The following is a 26,527-nucleotide window of genomic DNA, read 5'->3' as shown; positions in this document are numbered from 1 at the left end:
CGCGGCGGGCCCCCAGCCCCCGCGCCCGGGCCCACCCCACTCCCCACCCGCGCGGCCTCCCCCCCGCAGTCCCCCCCCCCCCCCCCCCCCCCCCGCCGGGCCCCCCCGCGCCCCCCCCCCCCCCCGAATCGGGCAGTCACACCCCTTTCCGTCGCCGAGAAAGGGAAAAGCGCGATGCCCGACCTGACACTCCGCCGTAACCGCGAGCGCGATCTCGCGCCACTGGCGCGCCTGCTGACTAACGAGACCGATCTGCGGCTGGTGAACCCCTCGGCCCAGCATCCCTTCGATCCGCTCGAATGGCAGGAGAAGTGGCTCGGCGACCTGCACGACGAATCCTTCTATGTGCTCGACGATCAGGGTCGGGAGATCGGCTTTTTCGCGATGCGGGTGGGCATCGGACCCGAGGTGCGCCATCTCACCTACGTGTTTCTGGAGGAGGCCGCGCGCGGCGGCACGGGCGCCGATATGGCGCGACTGATCGAGCAGGCCGGGCGCGATCTCGACGCGCTGTCGATCACGCTCAAGGTCGAGACCGACAACGCGCCCGCCCGCAATCTTTATCTCGCCGCCGGCTACGAGGAGTTGAGCCAGCGCGACGGCATGGCGACGATGCGGCTCGATCTCGACTAGGAGGCGCGCAGCTCTTCCAGATGCGCCTGCGCCGATTTCAGATCGGCGCGGAACTTCTCGGTCTCGTCGTCGCGCAGCGCCGGATCGGGCAGGCGCAGCAGGTAGGAGGGGTGGACCGTCAGGAACACCGGCACGCCCTCGGCGGTCTCCTCGACCGTGCCGCGCCGCGACAGGATTCCCTTTCGCGAACCGGTCAGGCTCTCGGCGGCGGTGCCGCCCATCGACAGGATCAGTTTCGGGCGCACCAGTTCGATCTCGGATTGCAGCCAGAAGCGGCAGGCCTTGATCTCGCCGGTGTTCGGGTTCTGGTGAATGCGCCGCTTGCCCTTGGGCGCGAACTTGAAATGCTTCACCGCATTGGTGACGAAGGCGCGGCTGCGGTCGATTCCGGCCTCGCGGGCGATCCGGTCGAACATCTGCCCGGCGGGACCGACGAAGGGCCGGCCCGCCAGATCCTCCTGATCGCCGGGCTGTTCGCCCACCACCATCAGATCGGCGTCGCGCGGGCCTTCGCCCGGCACCGCCTGCGTCGCGTTCTCGTAGAGCGGGCAGCGGGTGCAGGCGTTCTCTTCCGCCCGAAGCTGATCGAGATCATCGGCCATCGCGCGCACAACGCTAGGTGCGGCGAGCCGTTCCGTGATCTTCGCGGCACGCAGGGGCGGAAGGGTGGGGGCGGCGGCCTGCATCGCCTCGGCCCGCGCCCCGGCGCTCGCGATCATCTCGGGGATATGCCGCGCCTCGGGCAGGTTCTTCCAGTACTTCTTGGGCATCTCCGACATCATCGCCCCGACCTTGAGCCGAGCGGGGTTGAAGATGTTGCGGAAATAGGTGCCCCAAAGCTCTTCGGTCGCGTCCTCGGGGATGTCCGGCTTGGGCTGCCCCTCGGCGAAGCCCAACTCGCCGTTCTCGAAAACGGCTGTGAGGTCCGGTGTCGCGATCATCCAGTCCATGTCGGCGAAGCGGCGCGCGAAGAAGGGGGCGGTGGGCTCCAGCGTAAAGTGGGTGGGCTCGAACCAGGCAGCGAAGCGACGGCGCGGCAGATCGCGCGCGCCGATCTCGCGAAATCGCACGAAGGCGGTCATCTTGTGCCGGTCGCGATGCACCGCCTTTTCCATGGAGCGCAGCTTGGCCAAGGCGGCGTCCCCGCGATCCTCCATCAACCCCTTCTCGGATCTCAGGCGCCACAGCATCGCGTAGAGCCGGGCGAAGCGTTCGGGATCACGGTGCCAGACCACCGAGCCCGCCAGCGACACGAAATCGCGCGGCACCTTGAGGGTGGCGCGCGTCTGCGCGACCTGTTCCGGCGCCTGTGCGAAGAGATCCTCTTCGGCCGCGCCCCGGCTCCACGTCACCTCGTCCGGGGGCACGCGCCGCGCGACCAGCCCCCGCGCGGCGTCGCGCCAGGCCTTGTCGGTTCCGGTATGGGGCAGGGCGACGTGCGGCATGGGCCCGAAACGTCAGAACAGCGACAGCTGTTCCGGCTGCGGTGCGAAGCGCGCCGCGAGATCCGGCGCGTCGAGCAGCGCGCCGGGCGTCCAGTCCGCGAGCGTCACGAAAGGCCGGGCGTTCTTCATGTTGGCCCCCATCCGCACCAGATCGTCCCAGCGCAGCCGGCGATGCCGCCGCGCCGCGATGATCCGGCCCACCGTCTTGGCCCCGAAACCCGGCACCCTGAGCAGAGCCTCGCGATCGGCCCGCATCGGATCGACCGGAAAGGCGTGACGATTGCGCAGCGCCCAAGCGAGCTTGGGATCGATCGCGAGGTCGAGATTGCCATCCGTCCCGGCGGTGATCTCGCCCGCATCGAAGCCGTAGAACCGCATCAGCCAATCAGCCTGGTAGAGCCGGTGCTCGCGCATCAATGGTGGCTTGATCAGCGGCAGCTTGGCCGTGGCGTCGGGGATCGGCGAGAAGGCCGAATAATAGACTCTTTTGAGCCCGTAGGAGGAGTAGAGCCGGGTCGACTGGCCGAGGATCGTCGCGTCGTTCGACCCGTCGGCGCCGATGATCATCTGCGTCGATTGGCCGGCGGGCGCGAAGCGCGGTGGCCGTTTGCCGGTGTGGCTCTTGTCCTTCGCCGCCTCCTTGCGCATCCGCACGCCGGCCATCGCGCGACGGATCGTGTCGGGCTTCTTCTCGGGCGCGTATTGCGTCACGCTCGCGTCGGTCGGCATCTCGACATTGATCGAGACCCGGTCGGCATAGAGCCCCGCCTGTTCGATCAGTTCCTCGCTCGCCTCGGGAATGGTCTTGAGATGGATGTAGCCGCGAAAGCTCTCCTCGAGACGCAGCTTCTTGGCGATCCGGACCATGTCCTCCATCGTCTTGTCCGGGCTCTGGATGATGCCCGAGGACAGGAACAGCCCCTCGATGTAGTTGCGCCGGTAGAACTCCAGCGTCAGCTTCACCACCTCGTCGACGCTGAAGCGCGCGCGCTCGGTGTTGGACGACACCCGATTCACGCAATAGGCGCAGTCGAAGATGCAGAAATTCGTCATCAGGATCTTCAGGAGACTGATGCAACGCCCGTCCGGCGCATAGGCGTGGCAGATGCCCGACCCTTCGGTCGATCCGAGACCCTTGCCGTCCTTGGAGTTGCGCTTCGCCGTCCCCGAAGACGCGCAGGAGGCGTCGTAGCGGGCGGCGTCGGAAAGGATGGCGAGCTTGCGTTCGAGGCTGTGCGCTGTCATGTCGTTCAGCTAATGTTCCACCCTTTCCGCAACAAGGTGACCCGGCTGCGACAGGTTGTCCGCCTGCGTCTTTCCGCTAGCTCGGCTGCATGAGCGCCTTCGACGTGATCCCGGACATCCATGCCGACCCGGGTCGGCTGGAACGCAGCCTTGACGCGGCGGAGCCTGGCGCGCGTCTGGCGCTGCTCGGCGATTTCATCGACGCGCTGCCGGGGCAGGCGGCCGTGTCCGACCGTGCGGTGCTGGGACGGGTACGCGATTTGGTCGAGACGGGTCGCGCGGTGGCGGTCATGGGCAACCACGAGTTGAACGCGATCCTGTTTCATCGGCTGGGCAAGGACGGTGCGGCGCTGCGTCGCCACAGCGCGCGCAACAAGGCCCAGCATCGCAGCTTCGTGGCCGATTTCGGAATCATGACGCCGGAGGCGCTGGGCTGGACCGACTGGTTCCTGACGCTGCCGCTTTGGCTGGAGTGGGACGGCCTGCGTCTCGTTCATGCCTGCTGGAGCGCCCCGGCGGTCGAAACCATCGCGGCACGTCGCCCCGCCGGCCGCCTGCGACCCGAGGATCTGCACGAGATCGCGACCCGCTCCAGCCGCTTCGGCCGGGCGGTGCAGATGCTGGTGACCGGGCCCGAACTGACCCTGCCGGAGGGGCACGGCTTCACCGACAGCCACGGCGCGCTGCGTCACCGCGTGCGCCTTGCATGGTGGCGCCATGGCGCGGCGCGCTGGCGCGAGGCGGCACTGTCGGTGCCCCGCCCCCAAGAGCTTCCCGACGCCTCGCTACCGCACCGTCCCAACTTCGCCTTCTACGACCACGAGGCACCACCGGTGCTCTGCGGCCACTACAAGATGCAAGGTGCGCCGCGCATCGAGGCGCATAACGTCGCCTGCCTGGACTATCCGGCCAGCCCCTGCCTCTACCGCTGGCGCGGCGAAAGCCGGTTGAGTCCCGCGCATCTGGCGACGTTGGAAGGCTGATCCCAGATTTCCGCCACGGAGCGGATTTCGCCCTTGTTTTCGCTTCCGCCGCCGCATAGACACACCGGCGGAGACGTGGCCGAGTGGTCGAAGGCACACCCCTGCTAAGGGTGCAGGCGGGAAACCGTCTCGAGGGTTCGAATCCCTTCGTCTCCGCCACTTTCTTCTAATTAATCGCTGAGTTTTGCTACGTATGCATGGACTGCGACGCGCGTCAGGGCATGCGTTTGCCGCATGGCGGCATTGACTGGCATCCGCGCGGAAACGGGGCCATTTGGGGGGGGCGGGCGATAAGGCCCGCCGATGTTCCCAATGAGCCGAAGATGACCCAGATCGTTCGCTATACCCACCCGACTCAAGCCCAGATGGAGGCCGTTCTGGCCGAGGCGCGCCAGATGCGCTCCGACATGATCGCGCGGCTGTTCCATGACGTTGCCGCGAAACTGCGCGGCGTGCTCGGCGGCGGCAAGGCGCCCGCCGCGGCCTGATCGCGTATCGGCGGAGCGGCGTGAGGCCACTCCGCCGCGCCTGATCTCAGGCAGCCATCCGGGATGCGAGCGCAGCGCGCAACTCGGCGACGCGGGGCTTTACGCGCGACACCGCCTCGGCCTTGACCGGACCGAAACCGCGGATCTCCATCGGGGCGGACAGCAGCGCCCGGCAGGTGTCGAGATCGGCCCCCGAGGCAGCGGCGCAATCGCTCATTACCTCCTCGAACCAGCCGATCAGTTCGCGCTCCATGCGCCGCTCGGCGGTGTAGCCGAACGGGTCGAAGGCGCTGCCCCGGAACCACTTCAGCCGTGCCAGCGCGCGAAAGCCGGGTCTGATCCAGGTGCCGAAAGCGCGCTTGCGCGGGCGGCCGCGACTGTCGCGGCCCAATGGCAGGAGCGGCGGTGCGAGATGATGCTTCACGGTGAAATCGCCGTCGAACTCCGCCTGCAGCGCCTTGGTGAGGCGGGGCAGGCTGTGCAGCCGGGCCACCTCGTACTCGTCCTTGTAGGACATCAGCTTGAACAGCGATTTTGCGGCAAGGCGGGTCAGTTCCTCGGCTTCCTCCGCGGGACGGGCTAGGCTCTTGCAGAAGTGCGAGAGCCGGTCGCGGTAGCGCTGCGCCCAGGCCGCGTCCTGGTAGTCCTCGAGAAAGGCGGCGCGGCGGTCGATCAGCCGCTCCAGCGGCTCTTCCCCGGCGGGCGCCTGACCCAGTGCCTCCCGCAGCAGCTCGGGGCGCGCCGCGAGCAGGCGGCCATAGGCGAGCGCCATGCGGTTCTTCTCGATCGCGACGCCGTTCAATTCGACCGCCTGCTCGAGCGCGGCGAGGCTCACCGGCACCATGCCGCTCTGCCAGGCATGGCCCAGCATGATGACGTTGGAGAACACCGCGTCGCCCAAGAGCGCCTCGGCGACGGCGTTGGCGTCGAAGGCGTCGAGCTTGTCGGCCCCCACCGCCGCGGCGATCGCCGCCTCTCGCGCATCGACCTTCAGATCGGCGTCGCGGTGCAGCACCAGATCGCCGGTCGGCATCTCGGCGCGGTTCAGCACCACGCGCGTACCACGGCGGTAGCACACGCTCGCCTTGGGCGATGACGATGCGACGATGTCGCAGGCGATCACCGCGTCGGCCGTGCCCGCCTCGATCCGCACCTGGTGGATATCGTCGGGGCTGCGGGCAAGGCGGATGTAGCTCAGCACGGTGCCGAATTTCTGCGCGAAGCCGGTGAAGTCGAGCACGCTCGACCCCTTGCCCTCGAGATGCGCCGCCATGGTGATCAGCGCGCCCACGGTGACGACGCCGGTGCCGCCGACGCCCGAGATCAAGAGCTCGTAGGGCGTCGACAGGGCGGGCAGGGTGGGCATCGGCAGATCGGCGGCCAAAGCCAGAGCGTCGATCCCCGCGCCTTCGCGCTTCTTGCGGGTCGCGCCCTCGACGGTGACGAAGCTGGGGCAGAAGCCTTCGAGACAGGAGAAGTCCTTGTTGCAGCTCGACAGGTTGATCTTCCGCTTGCGGCCGAACTCGGTCTCCTTGGGTTCGACGCTCAGGCAGTTCGAGGCGACCGAGCAGTCGCCGCAACCCTCGCAGACCAGCTCGTTGATATAGGCGAAGCGCTTGGGGTCCTCCATCGTGCCGCGCTTGCGGCGGCGGCGCTTCTCGGTGGCGCAGGTCTGCTCGTAGATGAGAACCGTGACGCCGGGGATCTCGCGCAGTTCGCGCTGAATCCGGTCGAGATCGCGGCGATGGTCGATGGTGGTGCCCTTCGGGAAATCGGCGTGATCGAACTTCAGCGGGTCGTCCGAGACCAGCGCGATCCGCTCCACCCCCTCGGCGCGGCAGGACTGGGCGATGCCTTGCACGCTGACGGGGCCGTCCACCGGCTGGCCGCCGGTCATGGCGACGGCGTCGTTGTAGAGGATCTTGTAGGTGATGTTGGCCTGCGCCGCGACGGCCTGACGGATCGCAAGGCTGCCCGAGTGGTACCAGGTGCCTTCGCCGAGGTTCTGGAAGATGTGGCGGCCGCCATTGAACTTCGACGCCGCGACCCAGGGCACGCCTTCGCCGCCCATCTGCGCGTAGCCCAGCGTTTCGCGATCCATCCATGACGCCATGACGTGGCAACCGATGCCCGAATTCGCCTGGCTGCCCTCGGGCAGCTTGGTCGAAGTGTTGTGCGGGCAGCCCGAGCAGAAATAGGGCGTGCGGGTCGCGCCGGGGATCGACAGGATCGGTGGCGGTGTCTCGGTGAGCGCCCGCGCCTTGGCCGGAAAACCCTCCTCGGGAAACAGCTTGTCGAGCCGCTTCGCGAGGGCGGGCAGCAGCACCTTGGGCGACAGTTCTCCGGTCCAGGGCAGCAGCGGGTTGCCCGGCCCGTCGAACTTGCCGACCATGCGCGCGGGCTTGTGGCCGGGCCAGTCGTAGAAATATTCCTTGAGCTGGCTTTCGATGATGCCGCGCTTTTCCTCGACGACGAAGACCTCCTGCTTTTCCTGCACGAAGTCGAGCGCAGCCTTGCGCGCCAGCGGCCAGACCATGCCGACCTTGTAGACGTCGATCCCGAGGCGGCGGCACTCGGCCTCGTCGAGGCCAAGCAGCCGCAGCGCCTCCATCAGGTCGAGATGGCCCTTGCCGGTGCTGACGATGCCGAAGCGGGCGTCGGGGATGCCATAGATCGCGCGGTCGATCGGGTTGGCCTCGGCAAAGGCCTGCACGGCGGCAAGCTTGTGCTGCATCCGTGCCTCGATCTCGGGGCTCGGCAGGTCCGACAGGCGCACGTGGAGCCCGCCCTGGGGCGCGGTGTAGTTCGGCTGTGCAAAATCGCGCGGGGGGAGAAGCTCGACCGATTGGCCGCTTTCGACCGTCTCCGAGACGGCCTTGAAGCCGACCCAGGTGCCGGAAAAGCGTGACAGCGCGAAGCCCCATTCGCCGAAGGGGAGGTATTCGGCGACCGAGGCCGGGTTCAGCACCGGCATGAACCACGCCATGAAGGCGACGTCGGATTGATGCGACATCGACGACGAGACGCAGCCATGATCGTCGCCCGCCACCACCAGAACGCCGCCCTTGGGTGACGAGCCATAGGCGTTGCCGTGCTTGAGCGCGTCGCCGGAGCGATCGACGCCCGGACCCTTGCCGTACCACATCGAGAACACGCCCTCGACTTCGGCACGCGGGTCGAGCGCGAGCTGCTGCGCGCCCAGAACCGCGGTGGCGCCGAGGTCCTCGTTCACGGCGGGCAGGAACTCGATGCGATGCTCTTCGAGCTGCGTCTTGCCGCGCCACATCTCCATGTCGAGCGCGCCCAGGGGCGAGCCGCGATAGCCGGAGACGAAACCGGCGGTGTTCATGCCTTCGGCTCTGTCGCGCCGGGCCTGATCGAGCATGATGCGCACCAGCGCCTGCGTGCCGGTCAGGAACACGCGCCCCTCGGTGCGCCTGTAGCGGTCCGACAACTGGTAGCTGCGGAAGCTGTGCGATTGATCTGTCATGGCGGAGTCCTCCCCGACTCTGGCTTGCTCCACTGTGGACCCGGCACGGTGGATATTGCTTTCAGTTTCGCGCGACTGGCGCTAGTTTGCGGAACGCCGTTTCATGCGGCCGCCTGTTCTCGGAATGAAATGGTCACATCTCTCGATCCTGCCGACATCCGTATCCTTGCCGCCTTGCAGGAGGATGGCCGGCTGTCGAATGCCGATCTGGCGGAAAAGGTCGGCATGTCCGCCTCCTCCTGCTGGCGCCGGGTGCGGGCGCTGGAAGAGGCCGGGGCGATCGAACGTCCCGGGGTCAGGCTCAACCCCGAGGCCTGCGGGCTGACGTTTCAGGCGATCGTGCATGTCAGCCTCGTACGTCACGAGATGCGGCCCGTGGAGGATTTCATCCGCGCCGTTCAGTCGCGGCCCGAGATCCAGGAATGCTACGCCACGACCGGTCAGGCCGATTATCACCTGAGGGTGCTCTGCCGCGACCTTGCCGCCTACAACGCGTTTCTCGAACAGTTCCTGTTTCGCCAGCCGGCGGTGGCCAGCGCGCAGACCAACATGGTGCTGCGCGCGGTCAAGACGCGCGGCGTGCTGCCGCTCTAGCCGGTCGTCACATCTGCGGCGTGGCGAGGTATTTCGGATCGTAGGCCGGGGCCTCGATCCGCCTCCGGCCCTCCTCGGCGCGGGGCAGGGGGTCGCAGGCCACGAGCTTTTCCCCCGCCTCCGCCGCGAGCCGGGTGTAGATCGCGGTGCCTTGGCTTTTCCACGCGACCTCTTCCTCGGTCAACTCGCGGATCACCTTGGCGGGCATGCCGACCACCATCGAGCGCGGCGGGATCTGCATCCCGGCCTTCACGAAGGCCAGCGCGGCGACGATGCTCTCGGCCCCGATGACCACGTCGTCCATGATCACCGCGTTCATGCCGACCATGGCGTTCTCGCCGACCCGGCAGCCATGCAGCACCGCGCCATGCCCGACATGGCCGCGTTCCTCGATCACCACGTCCTTGTTCGGAAAGGCGTGCATGACGCAGGTTTCCTGCAGGTTGGCGTTGGCCCCGACGACGACCCGGCCGAAATCGCCGCGCAGGATCGCGCCGGGGCCGATATAGGCGCCGGGGCCGACATGGGTGTCGCCGATCAGCACCGCCTCGGGGTGGACGAAGGCCGAAGCGTCCACCACCGGCACGACGCCGTCATAGGCATAGACCTTGGCCATCAGAGGTCGCGCTGTTGCTTGGCGACCAGCGTCAGCACGTCGTATTGCGCCACCACCTCGGCATCGTCGCGCAGCACGGTGCAGTCCCAGCGGACCTCGCCGTAATCATCCGTCTCGCGCGGGTTGATCTGCTTGGCGGTGAGCTGAACGCGCAAGCTGTCGCCCGCGTTCACCGGGGTCATGAAACGCAGGTTGTCGACGCCGTAATTGGCGAGCACCGGGCCTTCGTCGGGCTGCACGAAAAGGCCTGCGGCGAAGGAGACGATCAGGTAGCCATGCGCGACGCGGCCCTCGAAGAACGGGTTCCGCTGCGCCGCTTCCTCGTCCATGTGGGCGTAGAAGGTGTCGCCGGTGAAGTTGGCGAAGTGCTCGATGTCCTCGAGCGTGACCTTGCGCGCCTCGGTGACGATGGTGTCGCCGATCTCCAGCTCGGCCAGCGACTTGCGGAACGGGTGGACGTCCGTCTCGTTGCGGGTCGCGCCGGGCATCCACTGCCCGATGACCGCCGTGAGCTGGTCCGGCGTGCCCTGCAGCGCCGTGCGCTGCATGAAGTGCTTCACCGCGCGCATGCCGCCCAGCTCCTCGCCGCCGCCCGCACGGCCCGGGCCGCCATGCACCATCTGGGGCAGGGGAGAGCCGTGGCCGGTGGAGGTCTTGGCAGAGCGGCGGTTGCCGAACAGCACCCGGCCATGCAGCTTAGCGATGCCGCGGCCCAGCGTCTTCGCGACCTCGGTGTCGTCTGTGAAGACCGAGGCGACCAGCGAGCCCGCGCCCCGATTGGCGATCTCGATAGCCTCGTCGAGGCTGTCATAGGGCATCAGCGTGCAGACCGGGCCAAAGGCCTCGATCTCGTGCGGAGCCTTGGCGGTCAGCGGTGCGTCGCAAACCAGCACGCAGGGAGACACGAAGGCGCCTTTCTCCGGCACCGGCCCCGGCGCGATGGCGATGCGGGCCTCGGCACCGATCGCCTCGACGGCACGATGCACCTCCTCGACCTGATCGGTCGAGGCAAGAGCGCCCATGCGGGTGGCGGCGTCACCGGGATGGCCGATCACCGTCTTCTCGATCCGCGCCCGCAGCGCCTCGACCGCCGGTTCGACCAACGTGCGCGGCAGGATGGCGCGGCGGATCGCGGTGCATTTCTGGCCCGCTTTGGTGGTCATCTCGCGATGCACTTCCTTGACGAATAGCTCGAATTCCGGGCTATCGGGTGTGGCATCTTGACCAAGAATGCAGGCGTTGAGGCTGTCGGCCTCGGCGGTGAAGCGCACAGCGTTCTTGATGATCGCGGGCGTGTTGCGCAGCTTGCGCGCGGTGGCCGCCGAGCCGGTGAAGGTCACCACGTCCTGGCAGGTGACGCGGTCCAGAAGGTCGCCGGTGCGGCCGCAGATCAGTTGCAGCGCGCCTTCGGGCAGCTCGCCGGTTTCCAGCATCAGCCGCACGCAGGCCTCGGTGAGATAGGAGGTCTGGCTCGCGGGCTTCACGATGGCGGGCATGCCGGCGAGCCAAGTCGGGGCGAGTTTCTCTAGCATGCCCCAGACCGGGAAGTTGAAGGCGTTGATGTGGATCGCCACGCCTTCGAGCGGCATCAGCACGTGCTGACCGATGAAGCTGCCATCCTTCGACAGGATCTCGGGGTTTCCGTCGGGGATGACATGCGCATTGGGCAGCTCGCGGCGGCCCTTCGAAGCATAGGAGAGCATCGTGCCGATGCCGCCCTCGATATCGATCCAGCCATCCGAGCGGGTGGCGCCCGTCGCAGTGGAGATCGCGTATAGCTCCTCCTTGCGCTCCATCAGCGCCAGCCCGAGGCGCTTCATCATCATCGCGCGCTGATGCGTCGTCATCTCGCGCAAGGCCGGGCCGCCGACCTCGCGGCCGTGGCGCAGCATCTCTTCCATGTTGATGCCGGTGGCGTCGACCCGGGCGACCGGATCGCCGGTCGCGGCATCGGCGACGATCTGGCCCTCGCCGGTGCCGGCCTGCCAGCGGCCGGCAACATAGGACTCGAGGCGGCGCGGCTCGGTGGGAATGGCGTCCAGCATGCTCAGTGTCCTTCGTATTCGATGGTGATCTCGTCCGAGAGCGGCAGGCACTGGCAGGTCAGCACCAGCCCGTCCGCCACCTCGTTGTCCTCGAGCGCGTAGTTCTGCATCATCTCGACCTCGCCGGACTTCACCCGGCCGATGCAGGTCGAGCAGACCCCGGCCTTGCAGGAGAAGGGTGCGTCGATGTCATGCTCGCGCGCCGCGTCGAGCACCGACTGGCCGCTACGCGGCATCTGGAAGCTGCGCGACACGCCGTCGAGGATCACGGTGGCGCGGATCATGTCGCCGCTCTCGCGCGCGGCTTGGGCAGCTTGCCGCATCTTGGCGCGGCCCGGCTGGGCGGCGCCGAACAGCTCGAACTTGATCCTGTCCTTGGGCATGCCCGCCTCTTCGAGCGCGGTGGCCACGTCCTTCATCATCGCCTCGGGGCCGCAGATGAAGGCCATCTCGGCCTTCGGGCTGACCCATGGGCCGAACAGCGCGTGGCATTTCTCGGCGTCGATCCGGCCCGAGAACAGCTCGATCTCCTGCGCCTCGCCCGAGAAGATATGCACCACGTTCAGCCGGTCGAGATAGCGATCCTTCAGGTCGCCGATCTCGCGCTTGAACATCACCGAAGACAGTTGCCGGTTGCCATAGACCAGCGTGAAGCGGGCGGCGTCGGAGCCGGCAAGGATGCTCTTGGCGATCGACAGCACGGGGGTGATGCCGGAGCCGGCGGCGAAACCGAGATAGTGCTTCTCGCCCGCCTCCTCGGGGGCGTGAAAGCGGCCCTGTGGCGGCAGCGCGTCGAGCGTGTCCCCGACCTTCAGCTCGTGCTTGGCAAAGCTCGAGAACGCCCCGCCATCGACCTTCTTGATGCCGACCCGCAACCCCTCCTCGGGGGTGGCGCAGATCGAGTAGGAGCGGCGCAGCTCCTCGCCGTCGAAATCGCGGCGGAAGGTCAGGTATTGGCCCGGGCGAAACCGGAACTTGTCGCGGTCGCCCTTCGCGGGGGCGAGCGAGACCACCACGGCGTCGCGGGTGTCGTGGTCGATGCCAGTGACGGTCAGCGGATAGAACTCTTGCATCAGATCGCCTTGAAATAATCGAAGGGCTCGCGACAGTCGCGGCAGCGGAACTGCGCCTTGCAGGGGGTGGAGCCGCGCGCCGCGATCGCCTCGGTGTTCTCCGAGCCGCATAGCGGACAGGCGGCGCTTTGGGCCGAGAGCACGCCCGCGCAGTTGGCGGCATTCAGCTGCGGCGGCGCGATCCCGTAGTCGAGCAGCTTCTGCCGGCCCTCGGGGCTGATCCAGTCGGTCGACCAGGGCGGCGACATGCGACGGCGCACCTCGACCTTCTCGAGGCCCCGCTCGCGCAGCGCCGTCTCGATGTCGAGCGCGATCACCAGCGTTGCGGGACAGCCCGCATAGGTGGGCGTGACGTCGACCACCAGCGTGTCGTCCTCCCAACCCACGTCGCGAACGATGCCGAGATCGACCACCGAGATCGCCGGGATCTCGGGGTCGGGGACCTCGCCCAGCCAATCGCGCACTGTGTCGGTGTCCGGGCGCATCGCGCTCACCAACGGGCGTCGGGATAGCTGCGAGGGACCTGCTGCATCTCGGCCAGGATATAGCCCATCGTCTCGGTATGGATGCCGGTGCGGCCACCGGTGCGGGCGTGGCCGTTCGCCGGGATATCCAGCGTCGCGCGGGCCATCGTTGCGGCGGTCTCGGCCTCGAAGGCCCTGCGCACGCGGGCCAGATCCGGCAGCACGCCCTGCGCCGCCAGCGTCTCTTCGACCGCGTCGGTCGCCATCAGGTCGGCGGCATAGGGCCACAGCGCGTCGAGCGCGGCCTGCATCTTGGCCCGGCTCTCGTCCGAGCCGTCGCCCAGCCGCACGATCAGGTCGCGCGAGCGGTTGATGTGGTAGCGCACCTCCTTCACCGATTTCCGCGCCAGATCGCGGATCGCCTCATGGCCGCTCTCGCACAGCGCCTCCTGCATCGGCAGGTGCCAGGCGTCGAACAGGTATTGCCGCATCAGCGCATGGGCGAAATCGGTGTTGGGCCGCTCCACCAGCTGCGCGTTGAGGAACTGCCGCTCGGTGCGGAAGAAGGCGAGATCGTCGGGGGTGCGGCCGCGGCCCTCGGCCTCTGCCGCGATCTCGTACCACAGCTGGGTCTGGCCGATCAGGTCGAGCCCCATATTGGCGAAGGCGATGTCTTCCTCGAGCACCGGCGCGTGGCCGCACCACGCCGCCGTCTGCTGGCCGAGGATCAGCGTAGTATCGCCCATCCGCAGGCAGAAGGTGACAAGCGAGTCCATCACATCGCCCCCACATCGTCGGGGATCTCGAAGAAGCTCGGGTGGCGGTAGACCTTGGATTTCGGCGCGGCGAAGTTCTGCTCGGCGGTATCCGGATCGAAGGCGGTGATCTTGGCGGACTCGACCACCCAGATGCTCATGCCCTCGTTGCGCCGCGTATAGACGTCACGCGCGTTCTTCAGCGCCATCTCGGCGTCGGGCGCATGCAGGCTGCCGACATGCCGGTGCGACAGCCCGTGCTGACCGCGGATGAAGATCTCCCACAGGGGCCATTCCTTGCTCATGCCGCTCACTCCGCCGCGATGGTCTGTTGTTTCTCGGCATGGGCGATCAGCCCGTCGCGATACCACGCGCCGTCGTCCCAAGCCTTGTTGCGCGCCGCCAACCGGTCGCGGTTGCACGGGCCGTTGCCCTTGAGCACCTCGTAGAACTCGGACCAGTCCGGTTCGCCGAAATCGTAGCCGCCCTTCGCCTCGTTCCAGGCGAGGTCGGGGTCGGGCACGGTGAGGCCCAGCCATTCGGCCTGCGGCACGGTCTGGTCGACGAATTTCTGCCGCAGCTCGTCATTGGTGTTCTGCTTGATGCCCCATTTCATCGACTGCTCGGAATGCACCGAGTCCTTGTCCGAGGGGCCGAACATCATCAGCGACGGCCACCACCAGCGGTTCAGAGCGTCCTGCGCCATCGCCTTCTGGTCGTCGGTGCCCTGGCAGAGCTGGCGCATGATGTCGAAGCCCTGACGCTGGTGGAAGCTCTCTTCCTTGCAGACGCGGATCATCGCACGGGAATAGGGGCCGTAGGAGCAGCGCTGCAGCGGCACCTGATTCATGATCGCGGCACCGTCCACGAGCCAGCCGACCGCGCCGATATCGGCCCAGGTCAGGGTCGGGTAGTTGAAGATCGAGGAATACTTGGCCTTGCCCGACAAAAGCTGCGCGGTCATCTCGTCGCGGCTGATCCCCAGCGTCTCGGCGGCGCAGTAGAGGTAGAGCCCGTGCCCGGCCTCGTCCTGCACCTTGGCCAGAAGGATCGCCTTCCTTTGCAGCGACGGCGCGCGGGTGATCCAGTTGCCCTCGGGCAGCTGACCCACGATCTCGGAATGCGCGTGCTGGCTGATCTGGCGGATCAGCGTCTTGCGGTAGCCCTCGGGCATCCAGTCATTGGCCTCGATCCGCACGCCGCGATCGATCTTCTCCTGGAACTCGCGGTCCTTCTCGGATGTCTCGGCGGCCCCGGTCTCGACGAGCTGAGCGTACATGTCGGATCTCCTGCGGCTTGCAACGAGTCGGTTTCCGCACGGGATTCATCGACTCTCCCGAATTATGTGACATGTGATGTGGCACATTTCAAGTCACAAGATCGGATGCGTGTGATGTATCGTGACGGCGTTCCGCAGGGTGGAACTGCCCCGTCGGATCAGTGGTAGGAGAGATCGGCGATGCGACGGGCGATGCGGGTCGGATCGGCCCTGAGAGGGCCGTCGCGGTCGACGAAATCGCGCGCCACGGCGGCATCGGCGCCGGGGGTGAGGTGCAGGTAGAGCCGGGCGAACAGCGCGCGCACCTCCGGGCCCTGCCAATTCTCGGGCAACATCCCCAGAGGCAGCGCCGGGTCCGACAGCGCGATGTCGCGGTAGACATGCACCAGCAGCAGCCGTAGCCCCAGCGCCTCTTCGGGGCTGCAGGACACGCCGTCGAGCGGTGCGAAGCCCTCCATGAAACGCGCCATCCGTTCGGCCAAGGCGTCGAGCGGCCATGCCGCGCGAGCCATCTCGGTCAGGTCGTCCTCGGTGGTGGCGTGGAAATGCGGCGCGCCCAAGGGGGGCAGGGGGTCGCCGCGATTTGGCAGGATCGCGAGATAGGGCTCGGCCATCCCGAAGCGCAGTCGCGTCAGCCGTGTCACCAGCGCTTCGCGCCCCGGCCCCTGCGGCAACGCCACGAGATGCCAGCCCCTGAGCGGCGCGGCGCGGGGGCGGCGATAGATCAGCCGCGCGGCGCGCTGGAACTCCTTTTCCGCCGAGGCGGTGAGCCGGTAGTAGCTCTTGCGCCCGTCCTTCACCCCCTCGATCCGCTCGGCGGCGACGAGCCGCGACACGGCGGTGCGCACCCGGCTTTCACTCAGGCCGACGGCGGCGCAGGCCGAAATGATGTTGCCCATCCAGATCTCGCCGCCGCGTGGCGCCACCACATCGCCATAGAGCGTGACGATGAAGGCACCGGCGCTGACCGGATTGGCGGCGAGGACGTTGTGCAGGGCATCTGGCGACATGTCGGCTCCGGGTTGTGCGCGAGAACCGGTGTAGTGCCCTCGCGCCATGGGCACAATTCAGCCCTTGGGCCGCTCGTCGACGACGCGCTTCGCCTTACCCTCCGAGCGTGCGATGCTGCCACAGGGCTTGATCTCGACCTTGCAAGACACGCCGACCACGCTCTTGACGTGGCCCATCAGCTCGCGCGCGGCCGCCTGTGCCGCGGCCTCGTCGCCATCGGTCTTGCACTCGCAATGGATGCACATCTCGTCCATCCGGCCCTTGCGGGACAGGTGGATCTGGTAATGCGGGGCCAGCGCCGCGCATTTCAGGATCTGCTCCTCGATCTGGGTTGGGAAGACATTGACGCCGCGCAGGATGATCATGTCGTCGCTGCGGCCCGTTACCTTCTCCATCCGCCGCATCGACCGCGCGGTGCCGGGCAGCAGCCGCGTCAGGTCGCGGGTGCGGTAGCGGATGATCGGAAAGGCCTCCTTGGTGAGCGAGGTGAAGACCAGCTCGCCTTCCTGCCCGTCCTCGACCGGCTCCCCGGTCTCCGGATCGATGATCTCCGGGTAGAAGTGGTCCTCCCAGATGTGCAGACCGTCCTTGGTCTCGACGCATTCCTGCGCGACGCCCGGGCCCATCACCTCGGAGAGACCGAAGATATCGACTGCATCCATGTCGAAGGCCTGCTCGATTTCCTGGCGCATGGCGTTGGTCCAGGGCTCGGCCCCGAAGATGCCGGTCTTGAGCGAGCTTTCGCGCGGGTCGAGCCCGGCGGCGCGGTAGGCGTCGAGGATCGACAGCATGTAGGAGGGGGTGACCATGATGATCGAGGGCTTGAAATCCTCGATCAGCGTGATCTGGCGCTCTGTCATGCCGCCGGAGACCGGGACCACGGTGCAGCCCAGCCGCTCGGCCCCGTAATGCGCGCCAAGCCCGCCGGTGAAGAGGCCGTAGCCATAGGCGACGTGGCAGATGTCGCCCGGCGCGCCGCCCGCGGCGCGGATCGAGCGCGCCATCACGTCGGCCCAGGTGTCGATGTCGTTCTTCGTATAGGCCACGACCGTCGGCTTGCCGGTGGTGCCAGAGGAGGCGTGCAGCCGCGCGATCCGGCTTTGCGGCACCGCGAACATGCCGAAGGGATAGTTGTCGCGCAGGTCCTGCTTCACGGTGAAGGGGAATTTCTTGAGGTCCGAAAGCGACTTCAGATCGTCCGGGTGGACGCCGCATTCGTCGAACTTCGCCCGGTAGAAGGGCGAGCCCTCATAGGCGCGCCGGAGCGTCTGTTTCATCCGCTGGAGCTGCAGCGCCGCGATCTCGTCGCGCGAGGCGGTTTCGATCGGGTCGAGGGGCGCGCGGGCCCCGGTGGGTCTGGTGAGCATGTCGTCCTCCCTCGGCGCCCTCCCGCGGCGCCGGTCTCAGTTCACTTGGCGCGTGGCGTCACGATCCGCGAATTGCCGCGAAAGCTGGCGATCAGCGTGCCGTCCTCGCGATGCACCGCCACGTCGTAGAGCCCCGAGCGCCCGGCCCGCGTCACCTCGGTGCCGGTGCCGATCAGCACGTCGCCCAAGCGCCCCGGCGCGTGGTAGACGATGTCGCATTGCACGCCGACGGCCTGGTAGTCGTAGCTGTTGGCGGCGAAGGCGAAGACGCTGTCGGCGAAGGCGAAGGTCAGGCCGCCATGCAGCGTGCCATGGCCGTTCACCATGTCCTCGCGCACCCGCATCCGCATCACGGCGGTGCCGGGTCCGACCTCGAGAAGCTCCATCCCCATCGCCTTGCTGGCGGTGTCCTCGTCCCACATCTCCTGCGTGCGCTTCTCGGCCTGCGCCTGCGGGTCGAGCTTCATCTCCACTGCGCCGCTCATTGCGCGCGCCCGGTGAAGACCGGCTCCCGCTTCTCGGTGAAGGCGCGCACGCCCTCGGCATAATCGGGCGAGAAGCCCGCCTTGCGTTGCAGGTCGCGCTCCAGATCGAGGCTGGCGTCAAGAGTTTGACCACCCGCGGCCTGGATCGCCTGCTTGGTCAGCCCGTAGCCATAGGTCGGCCCCTTGGCCAGCGCGGCCGCGAGCGCCTCCGCCTCCTCCATCAGCGCCGTATCCGGCACGGCGCGCCAGATCAGCCCCCAATCGGCGGCCTGCGCCGCGCCCAGCGGCTGACCGGTCAGCGCCAGTGCCTTGGCGCGAGCTTCGCCAAGCGCCCGGGTCAGGGTCCATGTGCCGCCCGAATCCGGCACGAGCCCGAGCTTGGCGAAGGACTGGATGAAGCGCGCGCTCTCGCCCGCCAGAACGATGTCGCAGGCGATGGCGAGGTTGGCGCCGGCGCCGGCGGCGACGCCGTTCACCGCGCAGATCACCGGCTTGGGCAGGGCTCGGATGGCGCGCACCAGCGGGTTCCACAGCGTGCCGATCGTCTCGCCCAGATCCGGCGCGCCGCCCGCGGCATCGGGATGGCGCTGGCCGAGATCCTGACCGGCGCAGAAGCCGCGACCGGCCCCGGTGAGCAGCACCGCGCGCACCGCCTCGTCCTCGGCCGCCCGGCCGATCGCCGCGCGCAGCGCCGCATGCAGCTCGGGGGTGAAGGCGTTCAGGCGGTCGGGCCGGTTCAGCGTCAGGCGCAGCACGCCATCCGTCAGGTCCTCCAGAAGAACTGGCTCGGTCATGATCCCTCCCTCGCATCGCGCGCATCGCCACCGGCCTCTCCCTTCAAAGGGGCACGGAAACGCAGCGCTTTCGGAAAAAATGTGTTGCATGACGGTCGCGGCTGGTCAATGAATAAAGCGTCACGGAATGCCGAAAATATGTGCTGCGATGTGACGAAAGGGAGGAATGACATGACGAGACAAGCAGTTGCCGCCGGCGTCTCGGCGCTGGCCCTGCTGACGGCCGCGCCCGCGCTGGCCGAGATCAAGATCGGCGCCTCGCTCGCCGTCACCGGCCCGGCCGCCTTTCTCGGCGATCCCGAGGCAAAGACGCTGGAGATGCTGGTCGAGGAACTGAACGCCAATGGCGGCATCAACGGCGAAGAGGTCGAGCTGATCGTCTATGACGACGGTGCCGATCCGAACAAGGCGCGCACCTTCGCGACCCGTCTCATCGAGGAGGACGAGGTGGTCGCGGTGATCGGCGGCTCCTCGACCGGGGCCACCATGGCGATGGCGCCGCTCTTCGCCGATTACGAGATCCCGTTCATCTCGCTCGCCGGTGCCGTGGTGATCATCGACCCGGTGCAGGAGTTCGTCTTCAAGACGCCGCATACCGACCGCATGGCCTGCGAGAAGATCTTCGCCGACATCACCTCGCGCGGCATGACCAAGGTCGGGCTGATCTCGGGCACCGACGGCTTCGGCGCCTCGATGCGCGAGCAGTGCCTCGACGTGGCCGAGGCCTCCGGCGTCGAGATCGTCGCCGATGAGAGCTATGGCGGCAGCGACAGCGACATGACCCCGCAGCTCACCAACATCGCCGCCACCGAGGGTATCGAAGCGGTGGTGAATCCCGGCTTCGGCCAGGGCCCGGCGGTGGTGACCCGCAACTACGCCCAGCTCGGAATCGAACTGCCGTTCTATCAGAGCCACGGCGTCGCCTCCGACGAGTTCATCAAGCTTGCCGGTGACGCCGCGAACGGGCTGCGCCTGCCCGCGACGCCACTCTTGATCCCCGACCAGCTGGCCGAGGACGACCCGCAGCGCCAGCCGGTGCAGGACTACATCGCGGCCTATGAGGCGGCCCATGGCGAGAAGCCCTCGACCTTCGGCGGCTATGCCTATGATGCCTTCCACCTGCTGGTGAACGCGATCGAGCGGGCCGACTCGACCGATCCGGTCGAGATCCGCGACGCGCTCGAGGCGACCGAGGGCCATGCCGGCGTCACCGGCGTCTACAGCTTCACCCCCGAGGACCACATGGGTCTCGACCTTTCGGCCTTCCGGATCCTCGAGATCAAGGATGGCGGCTGGACCCCGGTCGAAGAGTAAGGATCTGCCTTGTCGGAGCTTCTGCAATTCCTCGTCTCCGGGGTCACGGTGGGCGCGATCTACGCGGCCATCGCCCTCGGGTTCACGCTGATCTACAACGCCTCCGGCGTCGTGAACTTCGCCCAGGGCGAGTTCGTGGTGATCGGCGGCATGACGGCGGCGGCGCTGATCGGCGCGGGCGTGCCGGTCTGGATCGCGGCGCCGCTGGCGGTGATCGCGGGTATGCTGGTGGGCGTCGCGCTCTACCGGCTGGCGATCCGACCCGCGCGCGAGGCGCCGCTGGTGTCGCTGATCATCATCACGATCGGCGCCAGCATCTTCCTGCGCGGCGCCATGCAGGCGGTCTTCGACAAGCAGATCCATCGCTATGACGGCTTCTCCGGCGACGCGCCCCTGCGCGTCGGGGGCGCCACCATCCTGCCGCAGAGCCTGTGGATCATCGGCGGCAGCATCGCGGTCTTCGCCTTTCTCGCGTGGTTCCTGAACCGGACCCGGGCCGGGCGTGGCATCCGTGCCACCGCCTCGAACCGCATGGCCGCAGCACTCGTCGGCATCAACACGGGCCGCGCGATGAACCTCTCCTTTGCGCTTTCGGCCGCCATCGGCGCGCTGGCCGGGGTGCTGGCGACGCCGGTCACCTTCACCAGCTACGATGTCGGCGTTCTGATGGCGCTCAAGGGCTTCTCGGCCACCATGCTGGGCGGCGTCGGCTCGCCTCTGGGCGCGCTGGCGGGCGGGCTGCTGATCGGGCTGATCGAGGCGATGACGGCGGGCTACATCTCCTCCGACTACAAGGATGCGAGCGCCTTCGTGGTCATTCTTCTCGTGCTGTTCCTGCGGCCCCAGGGCCTGTTCGGCGCGCGTATCACGGAGCGGGTGTGATGGCCGGGCAGGAGACGACCACCAGCGCCGCGCCGGTCGATACCGGGCGCGATGCGTATTTGCAGAACAAAGTCACAAGGCGGCGCGCCATCGGGCCGGGGCTTGGCACCTTCCTGGTCTTCGCGGTCCTCGTGGGGCTGGGCGCGCTGATCTTTCCGTCGAGCTATTTCTACCGGGTCGGTACGCTGGTCTGGATCAACACGCTTGCGGTCACCGGCATCGTGGTGCTGCTGGGCTATGTCGGCCTGGTCAGCCTCGGCCATGCCGGCTTCTTCACCATCGGCGCATATACCACCGCGATCCTGCCGAATTACGGCGTGCCGTCGCCGCTGGCGATGCTGTCGGGGGTGCTGCTGGCCGGTCTGCTGGCGCTCGTCGTCGGGCGGCCGATCCTGAAGCTTTCGGGCTATTACCTCGCCATCGCGACGCTGGGTCTGGGCATGCTGATCTGGATGGTGCTGTCGAAGGAGGCCTGGCTCACCGGCGGGCCGGACGGCATGACGGTCTCCGGCATGAACGCCCGCAACCTGTTCAAGATGGTGGGCCTCAATCTGAAATCCGCCGAAGCGTGGTACTGGGTCGCGGGCTTCACCGCCGCCATCGGTGCGGCGATCGCGGTCAACCTCGCGGGCTCCCCATCGGGGCGCAGCCTGCGGGCGATCCATGACAGCGATGTCGCCGCGCGTTCGCTCGGCATCGACGTGGCCCGCGCCAAGTCGCGCGCCTTCGTGATCTCGGCGCTCTACGCCGCCGTGGCGGGCGGCCTGCTGGCGCTGGCCAATGGCTACATCACCCCCGAGACGGGCGGCTTCATGCATTCCGTCGAGATGGTGACCATGGCGGTGCTGGGCGGGCCACCTCGGTGTTCGGCGCGCTGGTCGGCGCCCTGATCCTCACCGCGCTGCCGCAGGTGCTCACGGTCTTCGCCGATTACGAGCACATGGTGCTTGGCGGCATCATGGTGGTCACCATGATCGCGATGCGGCGCGGCCTCGTGCCCTTCATCGCCGATCTCTGGACCCGGAGGAAATCATGAGCCTCGACATCGACGGCCTCGGCATCGCCTTCGGCGGCATCAAGGCCGTGGACGGCGTGAGCTTCACCGCGAAACCGGGCGAGGTGACCTCGATCATCGGTCCGAACGGCGCGGGCAAGACCACGCTGTTCAACCTCGTCTCCGGGGTCTACCGCGCCAGCTCCGGCCGGGTCCGGATCGACGGGCAGGACGTCACCGGCCTCGCGGCCCACGATCTGGCCCGGCGCGGCATGGCCCGCACCTTTCAGAACCTGCAGGTCTTCCCGCAGATGAGCGCGCTCGACAACGTCATGACCGGCTGCCACATGCAGGAGAAATCCAACCTGCTCTCCGACCTGCTGGGCCTGCCCGGTGCGCGATGCGAGACCGAGCGGAGCCGCGCCAGCGCCATGGCCGCGCTGGAACGCGCGGGCCTCGCCGATCTGGCGCATCGCCCGGCCTCCGAGATGTCCTATGGACAGCTCAAGCGGCTGGAGATCGCCCGCGCGCTGGTCACCGGCTGCACCATCCTGCTGCTCGACGAACCGGCAGCGGGCTGCAACGCGGTCGAGACGCGCGAGGTCGACGACCTGATCCATGCCATCGCGGACGAGGGCAAGACCGTGGTGCTGATCGAGCACGACATGCGCATGGTGATGCGCATCTCATCGCACATCGTCGTACTCGATCAGGGCCGCAAGATCGCCGAAGGCGGGCCGGAGGAGATCCGCACAAACCCCCACGTCATCGCCGCCTATCTCGGCGCCCATGGCGCCGCCGAAGCCGAGGCCGCCGCCCATGCCTGAACCGCTTTTGTCCATCGAGGGCCTGCGCTCCGCCTATGGCCCGATCGAGGTGCTGCACGGCGTCGATCTCACCGTGAACGAGGGTGAGATCGTCTCGCTCGTCGGGGCCAATGGCGCGGGCAAGACCACCTTGATGCGGTGCATCTCCGGCGTGCAGCCGGTGAAATCCGGCTCCGTTCGATTTTCGGGCCACGACCTGACCCGCCAGCCCGACCACGCGCGCGCGGCTCTGGGCGTCGCGCATTCGCCGGAGGGGCGGCAGATCTTCGGCGATCTGAGCGTGGCCGAGAATCTGAGCCTGGGCGGCTATCATCGCACGGACGATCTCGGCGCGGACATGGACGAGGTCTATGGCCTCTTTCCGATCCTGCGCGACAAGGCGGCGCTGCCCGCAGGCGGCCTCTCGGGCGGCCAGCAGCAGATGCTCGCCATCGGTCGCGCCATCATGGGCCGCCCGAAGCTGATGCTGCTCGACGAGCCGTCGATGGGCCTGGCCCCGGTGCTGGTCGACCAGGTGCTGGCGGTGGTGAAGAGCCTCCGAGATCGCGGCGTGACGCTGTTGATGGTCGAGCAGAACGCCTATGCGGCGCTGTCGATCGCGGATCGCGGCTATGTCATGGAACAGGGCGAGATCACGCTCTCGGGCAATGCCGCTGAGCTGATCGCCGATCCGCGCATTCGGGAGGCCTATCTCGGGGCGTGACGCTTGCCTCCCCGAACGGAGGCGGCAAAGATCGCCGCGACCGTTTCAATGGAAGGGCGCTGCGCCATGACCATGTTTCGCGGGCTCTCCGCCTTTCCGATCACCCCCGCCGATGCCGATGGCCGCGTCGATTCCGAGGCGCTGGGCCGGATGGTGACGCGGCTCTGTGCGGCAGAGGTCGACAGCATCGGCCTGCTCGGAAGCACCGGCACCTATGCCTACCTTTCACGAGAGGAGCGCGACCGCGCCGTCGCGGCAGCGGCCGAGGCGGTGGCTGGCCGTATCCCGTTGATCGTGGGCGTCGGTGCGCTGCGCACCGATGCTGTCATGGCTCTGGCGCGGGACGCCGAGCGTGCAGGCGCGGATGCGCTGCTGCTGGCTCCCGTCTCCTACACGCCGCTGATCCCGGACGAGGTGTTCGAGCATTTCCGCGCCACCGCCGCCGCGACCGGTCTGCCGATCTGCATCTACAACAATCCGGGCACCACGCATTTCAGCTTCGACCTGCCGCTGCTGCAGCGACTGGCCGATCTGCCCGGCATTGCCGCCGTGAAGATGCCATTGCCTGCCGGCATTCCGCCTGCCGAGGATCTGGCCCGGCTGCGCGCGGCCCTGCCGGAGAGCTTTTCGATCGGCTATAGCGGCGACTGGGGCTGCTCGGAGGCACTGCTCGGAGGCGCGGATGCCTGGTTCAGCGTCATTGGTGGGCTGATGCCCGAGGCGGCCATGCAATTGGCGCGCGCCGCCTCCTCGGGCGACCGCGTGGAAACCGCCCGGATCGAGGCGCGCTTTGCGCCGATATGGGACCTGTTCCGGAGCTTCGGCAGCCTGCGCGTGGTCTATGCCATCGCGGGGTCGATGGGTTTGACCCGGGCTGATCCGCCGCGACCGATATTGCCGCTCGAAGGGCAGGATCTCGATCGCGTCGACGCGGCGCTCGAACATCTTTCTTCAACGGGATCCGTGGCCTGAACGGGAAACGCCGCCCGGAAGGGCGGCGTTTGAAGGTAATAGCGCGGTCGCGCCGGCTTCAGCCTTCCGGCGCCTCGGCCGAAGGCTTGCCGTCGCCTTCGGGAAAGAAGCAGGCCGATTTCTGCGTGGCGCCATCAAGCAGCGGGCGGACCTTGCGGCACTTGTCCTGCGCCTTCCAGCAACGCGGCGCGAAGGCGCAGCCCGGCGGCACGGCGAGCGGCGAGGGCAGTTCGCCCTCGAGCTTGATCCGCTCCTTGGCAGCCTCCGGATCGGCGCGCGGCGTCGCCGAGAGAAGCGCCTTGGTGTAGGGGTGCTGCGGATTGTCGAAGATCATGTCCTTCGGACCCGTCTCCACCGCCCGGCCCAGATACATCACCTTCACCTCGTCGGCGACGTGGCGAACCACCGACAGGTCGTGGCTGATGAAGAGATAGGCCAGTTGCATCCGCTCCTGCAGGTCGATCAGCAGGTTCAGCACCGAGGACTGGATCGACACGTCGAGCGCCGAGACCGGCTCGTCGAGCACCAGCACCTCGGGCTCCAGCATCAGCGCCCGGCCGATGGCGATGCGCTGGCGCTGGCCACCCGAGAACATGTGCGGGTAGCGGTCGAAATGCTCGGGCCGTAGGCCCACCAGACGCAACATCTCGCGCGCCTTGGCCTCGCGCTCGGATGTCGGCATCTGGGGGCGGTTGATCAGCAGGGGCTCCATCAGGATCTGGCCGATTCGCTGGCGCGGGTTGAGCGAGCCGTAGGGGTCCTGGAACACGATCTGCACCTTGGAGCGCAGGCTTTTCCACGCGTCCGGCGTGGCGTCGGTGCCCGAGATCGACAACTCGCCGCGGGTCGGCTCCTCGATCAGCGTCACGACCCGGGCGAGGGTGGACTTGCCGCAACCGGATTCGCCGACCACGGCCAGCGTCCGGCCCGGCGTCAGCTCGAAATCGAGATCCGACAGCGCGCGCACCACGCGCGGCTTGGAAAAAAGACCGCCGCCAACCTCGTAATGGCGGGTGAGGCCGCGCGCGGTGACGACGGGGCCGGTCTTGGCGGGCGATGTCGTGTCATGGGCGTCTGTGGTCACGGCACTCACGAGGCGAGCCTTTCGTCGGTGTTGAGCGGGTAGTGGCAGCGCGCGAGGCCGAGATCCGGCCCGCGCGGCTTGGGCGGCACCTTGCGGCAATGGTCGTCCGCATAGGGGCAGCGCGGCGAGAACAGGCAGCCCTGCGGCCGGTCGAACTGTCCCGGCACCACGCCGGGAATGGTCGGCAGCCGCTTGTCGGTGGCGCGCTCGGGCAGGGCCGCGAGCAACGCCGAGGTATATGGGTGGTGCGGCGACCGGAACAGCGGGCGCACCGGCTGCTCCTCGACCTTCTGGCCCGCGTAATGCACCGAGACGCGCTGCGCGGTCTCGGCCACCACGCCCATGTCATGGGTGATCAGCACCAGCCCCATGCCGGTCTCGTCGCGCAGCCTGACGAGCAGGTCGAGGATCTGCGCCTGGATCGTCACGTCGAGCGCAGTGGTCGGCTCGTCGGCGATCAGCAGCTTGGGATTGCACGAGATCGCCATGGCGATCATCACCCGCTGGTTCATGCCGCCCGACATCTGGTGCGGGAACGCCTTGAGCCGCTGCTCGGAGTCGGGGATGCCGACCAGATCGAACAGCTCCAGCGCGCGGGCCTGCGCGGCCTTGCGGTCCATGCCGAGATGGATGCGCAGCGCCTCGCGGATCTGGAAGCCCACGGTGAAGCAGGGGTTGAGCGAGGACATCGGCTCCTGGAAGATCATCGCGAGGTCCTTGCCGACGATCTTGCGGCGGGCCCGGGCCGACATCTTCGACAGGTCGTGCCCGTCGAAGATCATCTCGTCCGCCGTCACCTTGGCGGTCCAGGGCAAGAGCCCCATCAGCGCCAGCATCGACACCGATTTGCCGGAGCCGCTTTCGCCGACGATGGCCAGCACGTCGCCCTTGTCCACGTCGAGATCGACCTGGTCGACGGCGCGGAACCGGCCGCCGGTGGTCGCGAACTCGACCGAGAGGTTGCGCAGTCTCAGAAGACTCATG

At 67.8% G+C, this 26,527-nt stretch carries 25 protein-coding genes, 1 tRNA gene and 1 pseudogene; 11 read left to right on the top strand and 16 right to left on the bottom strand.

The features are described 5' to 3' along the window. Window positions 1-174: 174 nt before the first annotated feature. The gene (locus O4G76_RS03800; RefSeq protein ID WP_269396064.1) at window positions 175-633 is read left to right on the top strand and encodes a GNAT family N-acetyltransferase; all 459 of its coding nucleotides are present in this window, start codon (window positions 175-177) and stop codon (window positions 631-633) included. Here the strand turns inward: O4G76_RS03800 and O4G76_RS03795 are convergent. Then, window positions 630-2,078, bottom strand: a complete 1,449-nt coding sequence (locus O4G76_RS03795) for a UdgX family uracil-DNA binding protein (RefSeq protein ID WP_269396063.1) — start codon at window positions 2,076-2,078, stop codon at window positions 630-632. The two genes, O4G76_RS03800 and O4G76_RS03795, sit on opposite strands and share 4 nt — an antisense overlap. 12 nt (window positions 2,079-2,090) lie before the next feature. Next, on the bottom strand, window positions 2,091-3,323 hold the full coding sequence (locus O4G76_RS03790) for a putative DNA modification/repair radical SAM protein (RefSeq protein WP_269396062.1): 1,233 nt from the start codon (window positions 3,321-3,323) through the stop codon (window positions 2,091-2,093). Between the two features lie 89 nt (window positions 3,324-3,412). Between O4G76_RS03790 and O4G76_RS03785 the strand changes: the two genes are divergently transcribed. The 3 genes from O4G76_RS03785 (at window position 3,413) to O4G76_RS03775 (ending at window position 4,794) form a co-directional block, all read left to right on the top strand. Next, window positions 3,413-4,306: a metallophosphoesterase gene (locus tag O4G76_RS03785; protein WP_269396061.1), complete on the top strand. Its 894-nt coding sequence runs from the start codon at window positions 3,413-3,415 to the stop codon at window positions 4,304-4,306. A 69-nt stretch (window positions 4,307-4,375) separates the two neighbouring features. Beyond that, window positions 4,376-4,465 (top strand) — tRNA-Ser (locus O4G76_RS03780). 164 nt (window positions 4,466-4,629) lie between these two features. Next, window positions 4,630-4,794 carry an RSP_7527 family protein gene (locus O4G76_RS03775; protein WP_269396060.1) on the top strand — a complete coding sequence of 55 codons (165 nt, stop codon included), beginning with the start codon at window positions 4,630-4,632 and terminating at the stop codon, window positions 4,792-4,794. A 46-nt stretch (window positions 4,795-4,840) separates the two neighbouring features. Here the strand turns inward: O4G76_RS03775 and O4G76_RS03770 are convergent, their stop codons facing one another. After that, a complete protein-coding gene (locus tag O4G76_RS03770; RefSeq protein ID WP_269396059.1) occupies window positions 4,841-8,284 on the bottom strand; it encodes an indolepyruvate ferredoxin oxidoreductase family protein in 3,444 nt (1,147 codons plus the stop codon). Window positions 8,285-8,413: 129 nt separating this feature from the next. Between O4G76_RS03770 and O4G76_RS03765 the strand changes: the two genes are divergently transcribed. Further along, window positions 8,414-8,878, top strand: coding sequence for an Lrp/AsnC family transcriptional regulator (locus O4G76_RS03765; RefSeq protein WP_269396058.1), 465 nt, complete (start codon window positions 8,414-8,416; stop codon window positions 8,876-8,878). 7 nt (window positions 8,879-8,885) lie between these two features. Here the strand turns inward: O4G76_RS03765 and O4G76_RS03760 are convergent, their stop codons facing one another. From O4G76_RS03760 to paaG, 11 genes are all read right to left on the bottom strand, one after another. After that, window positions 8,886-9,494, bottom strand: coding sequence for a transferase hexapeptide repeat family protein (locus O4G76_RS03760; protein WP_269396057.1), 609 nt, complete (start codon window positions 9,492-9,494; stop codon window positions 8,886-8,888). After that, window positions 9,494-11,539: a phenylacetic acid degradation bifunctional protein PaaZ gene (paaZ, locus tag O4G76_RS03755; protein WP_269396056.1), complete on the bottom strand. Its 2,046-nt coding sequence runs from the start codon at window positions 11,537-11,539 to the stop codon at window positions 9,494-9,496. Before paaZ ends, O4G76_RS03760 begins: the two co-directional genes overlap by 1 nt. Before the next feature lie 2 nt (window positions 11,540-11,541). Next, the gene (locus O4G76_RS03750) at window positions 11,542-12,612 is read right to left on the bottom strand and encodes a ferredoxin--NADP reductase (protein ID WP_269396055.1); all 1,071 of its coding nucleotides are present in this window, start codon (window positions 12,610-12,612) and stop codon (window positions 11,542-11,544) included. Then, entirely contained in the window at window positions 12,612-13,097 is a 486-nt protein-coding gene (gene paaD, locus O4G76_RS03745) for a 1,2-phenylacetyl-CoA epoxidase subunit PaaD (RefSeq protein WP_269396163.1), read from the bottom strand. The genes O4G76_RS03750 and paaD overlap by 1 nt, the downstream gene beginning before the upstream one ends. A gap of 5 nt (window positions 13,098-13,102) precedes the next feature. After that, window positions 13,103-13,852, bottom strand: a complete 750-nt coding sequence (gene paaC / locus O4G76_RS03740; protein ID WP_269396054.1) for a 1,2-phenylacetyl-CoA epoxidase subunit PaaC — start codon at window positions 13,850-13,852, stop codon at window positions 13,103-13,105. Further along, window positions 13,852-14,136 (bottom strand): 1,2-phenylacetyl-CoA epoxidase subunit PaaB, encoded by a 285-nt coding sequence (gene paaB, locus O4G76_RS03735; RefSeq protein ID WP_269396053.1) that lies wholly within the window; start codon window positions 14,134-14,136, stop codon window positions 13,852-13,854. The genes paaC and paaB overlap by 1 nt, the downstream gene beginning before the upstream one ends. 5 nt (window positions 14,137-14,141) lie before the next feature. Beyond that, on the bottom strand, window positions 14,142-15,110 hold the full coding sequence (gene paaA / locus O4G76_RS03730; RefSeq protein WP_269396052.1) for a 1,2-phenylacetyl-CoA epoxidase subunit PaaA: 969 nt from the start codon (window positions 15,108-15,110) through the stop codon (window positions 14,142-14,144). A 158-nt stretch (window positions 15,111-15,268) separates the two neighbouring features. Next, the gene (locus O4G76_RS03725) at window positions 15,269-16,120 is read right to left on the bottom strand and encodes a PaaX family transcriptional regulator C-terminal domain-containing protein (protein ID WP_269396051.1); all 852 of its coding nucleotides are present in this window, start codon (window positions 16,118-16,120) and stop codon (window positions 15,269-15,271) included. A gap of 57 nt (window positions 16,121-16,177) precedes the next feature. Then, the gene (paaK, locus tag O4G76_RS03720; RefSeq protein ID WP_269396050.1) at window positions 16,178-17,488 is read right to left on the bottom strand and encodes a phenylacetate--CoA ligase PaaK; all 1,311 of its coding nucleotides are present in this window, start codon (window positions 17,486-17,488) and stop codon (window positions 16,178-16,180) included. A gap of 41 nt (window positions 17,489-17,529) precedes the next feature. After that, window positions 17,530-17,973: a hydroxyphenylacetyl-CoA thioesterase PaaI gene (gene paaI / locus O4G76_RS03715; RefSeq protein ID WP_269396049.1), complete on the bottom strand. Its 444-nt coding sequence runs from the start codon at window positions 17,971-17,973 to the stop codon at window positions 17,530-17,532. Beyond that, window positions 17,970-18,767 carry a 2-(1,2-epoxy-1,2-dihydrophenyl)acetyl-CoA isomerase PaaG gene (paaG, locus tag O4G76_RS03710; protein ID WP_269396048.1) on the bottom strand — a complete coding sequence of 266 codons (798 nt, stop codon included), beginning with the start codon at window positions 18,765-18,767 and terminating at the stop codon, window positions 17,970-17,972. Before paaG ends, paaI begins: the two co-directional genes overlap by 4 nt. A 171-nt stretch (window positions 18,768-18,938) precedes the next feature. Here paaG and O4G76_RS03705 point away from each other — a divergent pair, with 171 nt between their 5' ends. From O4G76_RS03705 to O4G76_RS03675, 6 genes and pseudogenes are all read left to right on the top strand, one after another. Then, window positions 18,939-20,081: an ABC transporter substrate-binding protein gene (locus tag O4G76_RS03705; protein WP_269396047.1), complete on the top strand. Its 1,143-nt coding sequence runs from the start codon at window positions 18,939-18,941 to the stop codon at window positions 20,079-20,081. 9 nt (window positions 20,082-20,090) lie between these two features. Further along, complete coding sequence (locus O4G76_RS03700) at window positions 20,091-20,963, top strand: branched-chain amino acid ABC transporter permease (RefSeq protein ID WP_269396046.1); 873 nt, start codon at window positions 20,091-20,093, stop codon at window positions 20,961-20,963. Further along, window positions 20,963-21,999: pseudogene (locus O4G76_RS03695) on the top strand (branched-chain amino acid ABC transporter permease). The gene O4G76_RS03700 and the pseudogene O4G76_RS03695 overlap by 1 nt, the downstream one beginning before the upstream one ends. After that, on the top strand, window positions 21,996-22,784 hold the full coding sequence (locus O4G76_RS03685) for an ABC transporter ATP-binding protein (RefSeq protein WP_269396043.1): 789 nt from the start codon (window positions 21,996-21,998) through the stop codon (window positions 22,782-22,784). The pseudogene O4G76_RS03695 and the gene O4G76_RS03685 overlap by 4 nt, the downstream one beginning before the upstream one ends. Next, window positions 22,777-23,487 carry an ABC transporter ATP-binding protein gene (locus tag O4G76_RS03680; RefSeq protein WP_269396042.1) on the top strand — a complete coding sequence of 237 codons (711 nt, stop codon included), beginning with the start codon at window positions 22,777-22,779 and terminating at the stop codon, window positions 23,485-23,487. The genes O4G76_RS03685 and O4G76_RS03680 overlap by 8 nt, the downstream gene beginning before the upstream one ends. Window positions 23,488-23,553: 66 nt before the next feature. Continuing rightward, window positions 23,554-24,459, top strand: a complete 906-nt coding sequence (locus O4G76_RS03675; RefSeq protein ID WP_269396041.1) for a dihydrodipicolinate synthase family protein — start codon at window positions 23,554-23,556, stop codon at window positions 24,457-24,459. A gap of 58 nt (window positions 24,460-24,517) precedes the next feature. On the opposite strand, the gene O4G76_RS03670 is transcribed toward O4G76_RS03675, so the two are convergent. Then, window positions 24,518-25,552 carry a dipeptide ABC transporter ATP-binding protein gene (locus tag O4G76_RS03670; RefSeq protein WP_269396040.1) on the bottom strand — a complete coding sequence of 345 codons (1,035 nt, stop codon included), beginning with the start codon at window positions 25,550-25,552 and terminating at the stop codon, window positions 24,518-24,520. Then, complete coding sequence (locus tag O4G76_RS03665; RefSeq protein ID WP_269396039.1) at window positions 25,549-26,526, bottom strand: ABC transporter ATP-binding protein; 978 nt, start codon at window positions 26,524-26,526, stop codon at window positions 25,549-25,551. Before O4G76_RS03665 ends, O4G76_RS03670 begins: the two co-directional genes overlap by 4 nt. Window position 26,527: the final 1 nt, after the last annotated feature.

It is taken from the genome of Limimaricola sp. G21655-S1, assembly GCF_027213785.1.
GTDB lineage: Bacteria > Pseudomonadota > Alphaproteobacteria > Rhodobacterales > Rhodobacteraceae > Limimaricola.
The sequence above is the reverse complement of the archived record's forward strand: the minus strand, read 5'-3'. Positions and strand labels throughout refer to the sequence as shown.

What these genes read in the sequence shown, in the direction of transcription:
- O4G76_RS03760 (WP_269396057.1), bottom strand. Translation starts at nt 9,494, where the DNA reads ATGGCCAAGGTCTATGCCTATGACGGCGTCGTGCCGGTGGTGGACGCT.
- paaD (WP_269396163.1), bottom strand. Translation starts at nt 13,097, where the DNA reads ATGCGCCCGGACACCGACACAGTGCGCGATTGGCTGGGCGAGGTCCCC.
- O4G76_RS03750 (WP_269396055.1), bottom strand. Translation starts at nt 12,612, where the DNA reads ATGCAAGAGTTCTATCCGCTGACCGTCACTGGCATCGACCACGACACC.
- O4G76_RS03765 (WP_269396058.1), top strand. Translation starts at nt 8,414, where the DNA reads ATGGTCACATCTCTCGATCCTGCCGACATCCGTATCCTTGCCGCCTTG.
- O4G76_RS03795 (WP_269396063.1), bottom strand. Translation starts at nt 2,078, where the DNA reads ATGCCGCACGTCGCCCTGCCCCATACCGGAACCGACAAGGCCTGGCGC.
- O4G76_RS03685 (WP_269396043.1), top strand. Translation starts at nt 21,996, where the DNA reads ATGAGCCTCGACATCGACGGCCTCGGCATCGCCTTCGGCGGCATCAAG.
- O4G76_RS03775 (WP_269396060.1), top strand. Translation starts at nt 4,630, where the DNA reads ATGACCCAGATCGTTCGCTATACCCACCCGACTCAAGCCCAGATGGAG.
- O4G76_RS03680 (WP_269396042.1), top strand. Translation starts at nt 22,777, where the DNA reads ATGCCTGAACCGCTTTTGTCCATCGAGGGCCTGCGCTCCGCCTATGGC.
- O4G76_RS03770 (WP_269396059.1), bottom strand. Translation starts at nt 8,284, where the DNA reads ATGACAGATCAATCGCACAGCTTCCGCAGCTACCAGTTGTCGGACCGC.
- O4G76_RS03705 (WP_269396047.1), top strand. Translation starts at nt 18,939, where the DNA reads ATGACGAGACAAGCAGTTGCCGCCGGCGTCTCGGCGCTGGCCCTGCTG.
- O4G76_RS03725 (WP_269396051.1), bottom strand. Translation starts at nt 16,120, where the DNA reads ATGTCGCCAGATGCCCTGCACAACGTCCTCGCCGCCAATCCGGTCAGC.
- paaC (WP_269396054.1), bottom strand. Translation starts at nt 13,852, where the DNA reads ATGGACTCGCTTGTCACCTTCTGCCTGCGGATGGGCGATACTACGCTG.
- paaK (WP_269396050.1), bottom strand. Translation starts at nt 17,488, where the DNA reads ATGCTCACCAGACCCACCGGGGCCCGCGCGCCCCTCGACCCGATCGAA.
- O4G76_RS03790 (WP_269396062.1), bottom strand. Translation starts at nt 3,323, where the DNA reads ATGACAGCGCACAGCCTCGAACGCAAGCTCGCCATCCTTTCCGACGCC.
- O4G76_RS03675 (WP_269396041.1), top strand. Translation starts at nt 23,554, where the DNA reads ATGACCATGTTTCGCGGGCTCTCCGCCTTTCCGATCACCCCCGCCGAT.
- paaI (WP_269396049.1), bottom strand. Translation starts at nt 17,973, where the DNA reads ATGAGCGGCGCAGTGGAGATGAAGCTCGACCCGCAGGCGCAGGCCGAG.
- paaZ (WP_269396056.1), bottom strand. Translation starts at nt 11,539, where the DNA reads ATGCTGGACGCCATTCCCACCGAGCCGCGCCGCCTCGAGTCCTATGTT.
- O4G76_RS03785 (WP_269396061.1), top strand. Translation starts at nt 3,413, where the DNA reads ATGAGCGCCTTCGACGTGATCCCGGACATCCATGCCGACCCGGGTCGG.
- paaG (WP_269396048.1), bottom strand. Translation starts at nt 18,767, where the DNA reads ATGACCGAGCCAGTTCTTCTGGAGGACCTGACGGATGGCGTGCTGCGC.
- paaB (WP_269396053.1), bottom strand. Translation starts at nt 14,136, where the DNA reads ATGAGCAAGGAATGGCCCCTGTGGGAGATCTTCATCCGCGGTCAGCAC.
- O4G76_RS03665 (WP_269396039.1), bottom strand. Translation starts at nt 26,526, where the DNA reads ATGAGTCTTCTGAGACTGCGCAACCTCTCGGTCGAGTTCGCGACCACC.
- paaA (WP_269396052.1), bottom strand. Translation starts at nt 15,110, where the DNA reads ATGTACGCTCAGCTCGTCGAGACCGGGGCCGCCGAGACATCCGAGAAG.
- O4G76_RS03800 (WP_269396064.1), top strand. Translation starts at nt 175, where the DNA reads ATGCCCGACCTGACACTCCGCCGTAACCGCGAGCGCGATCTCGCGCCA.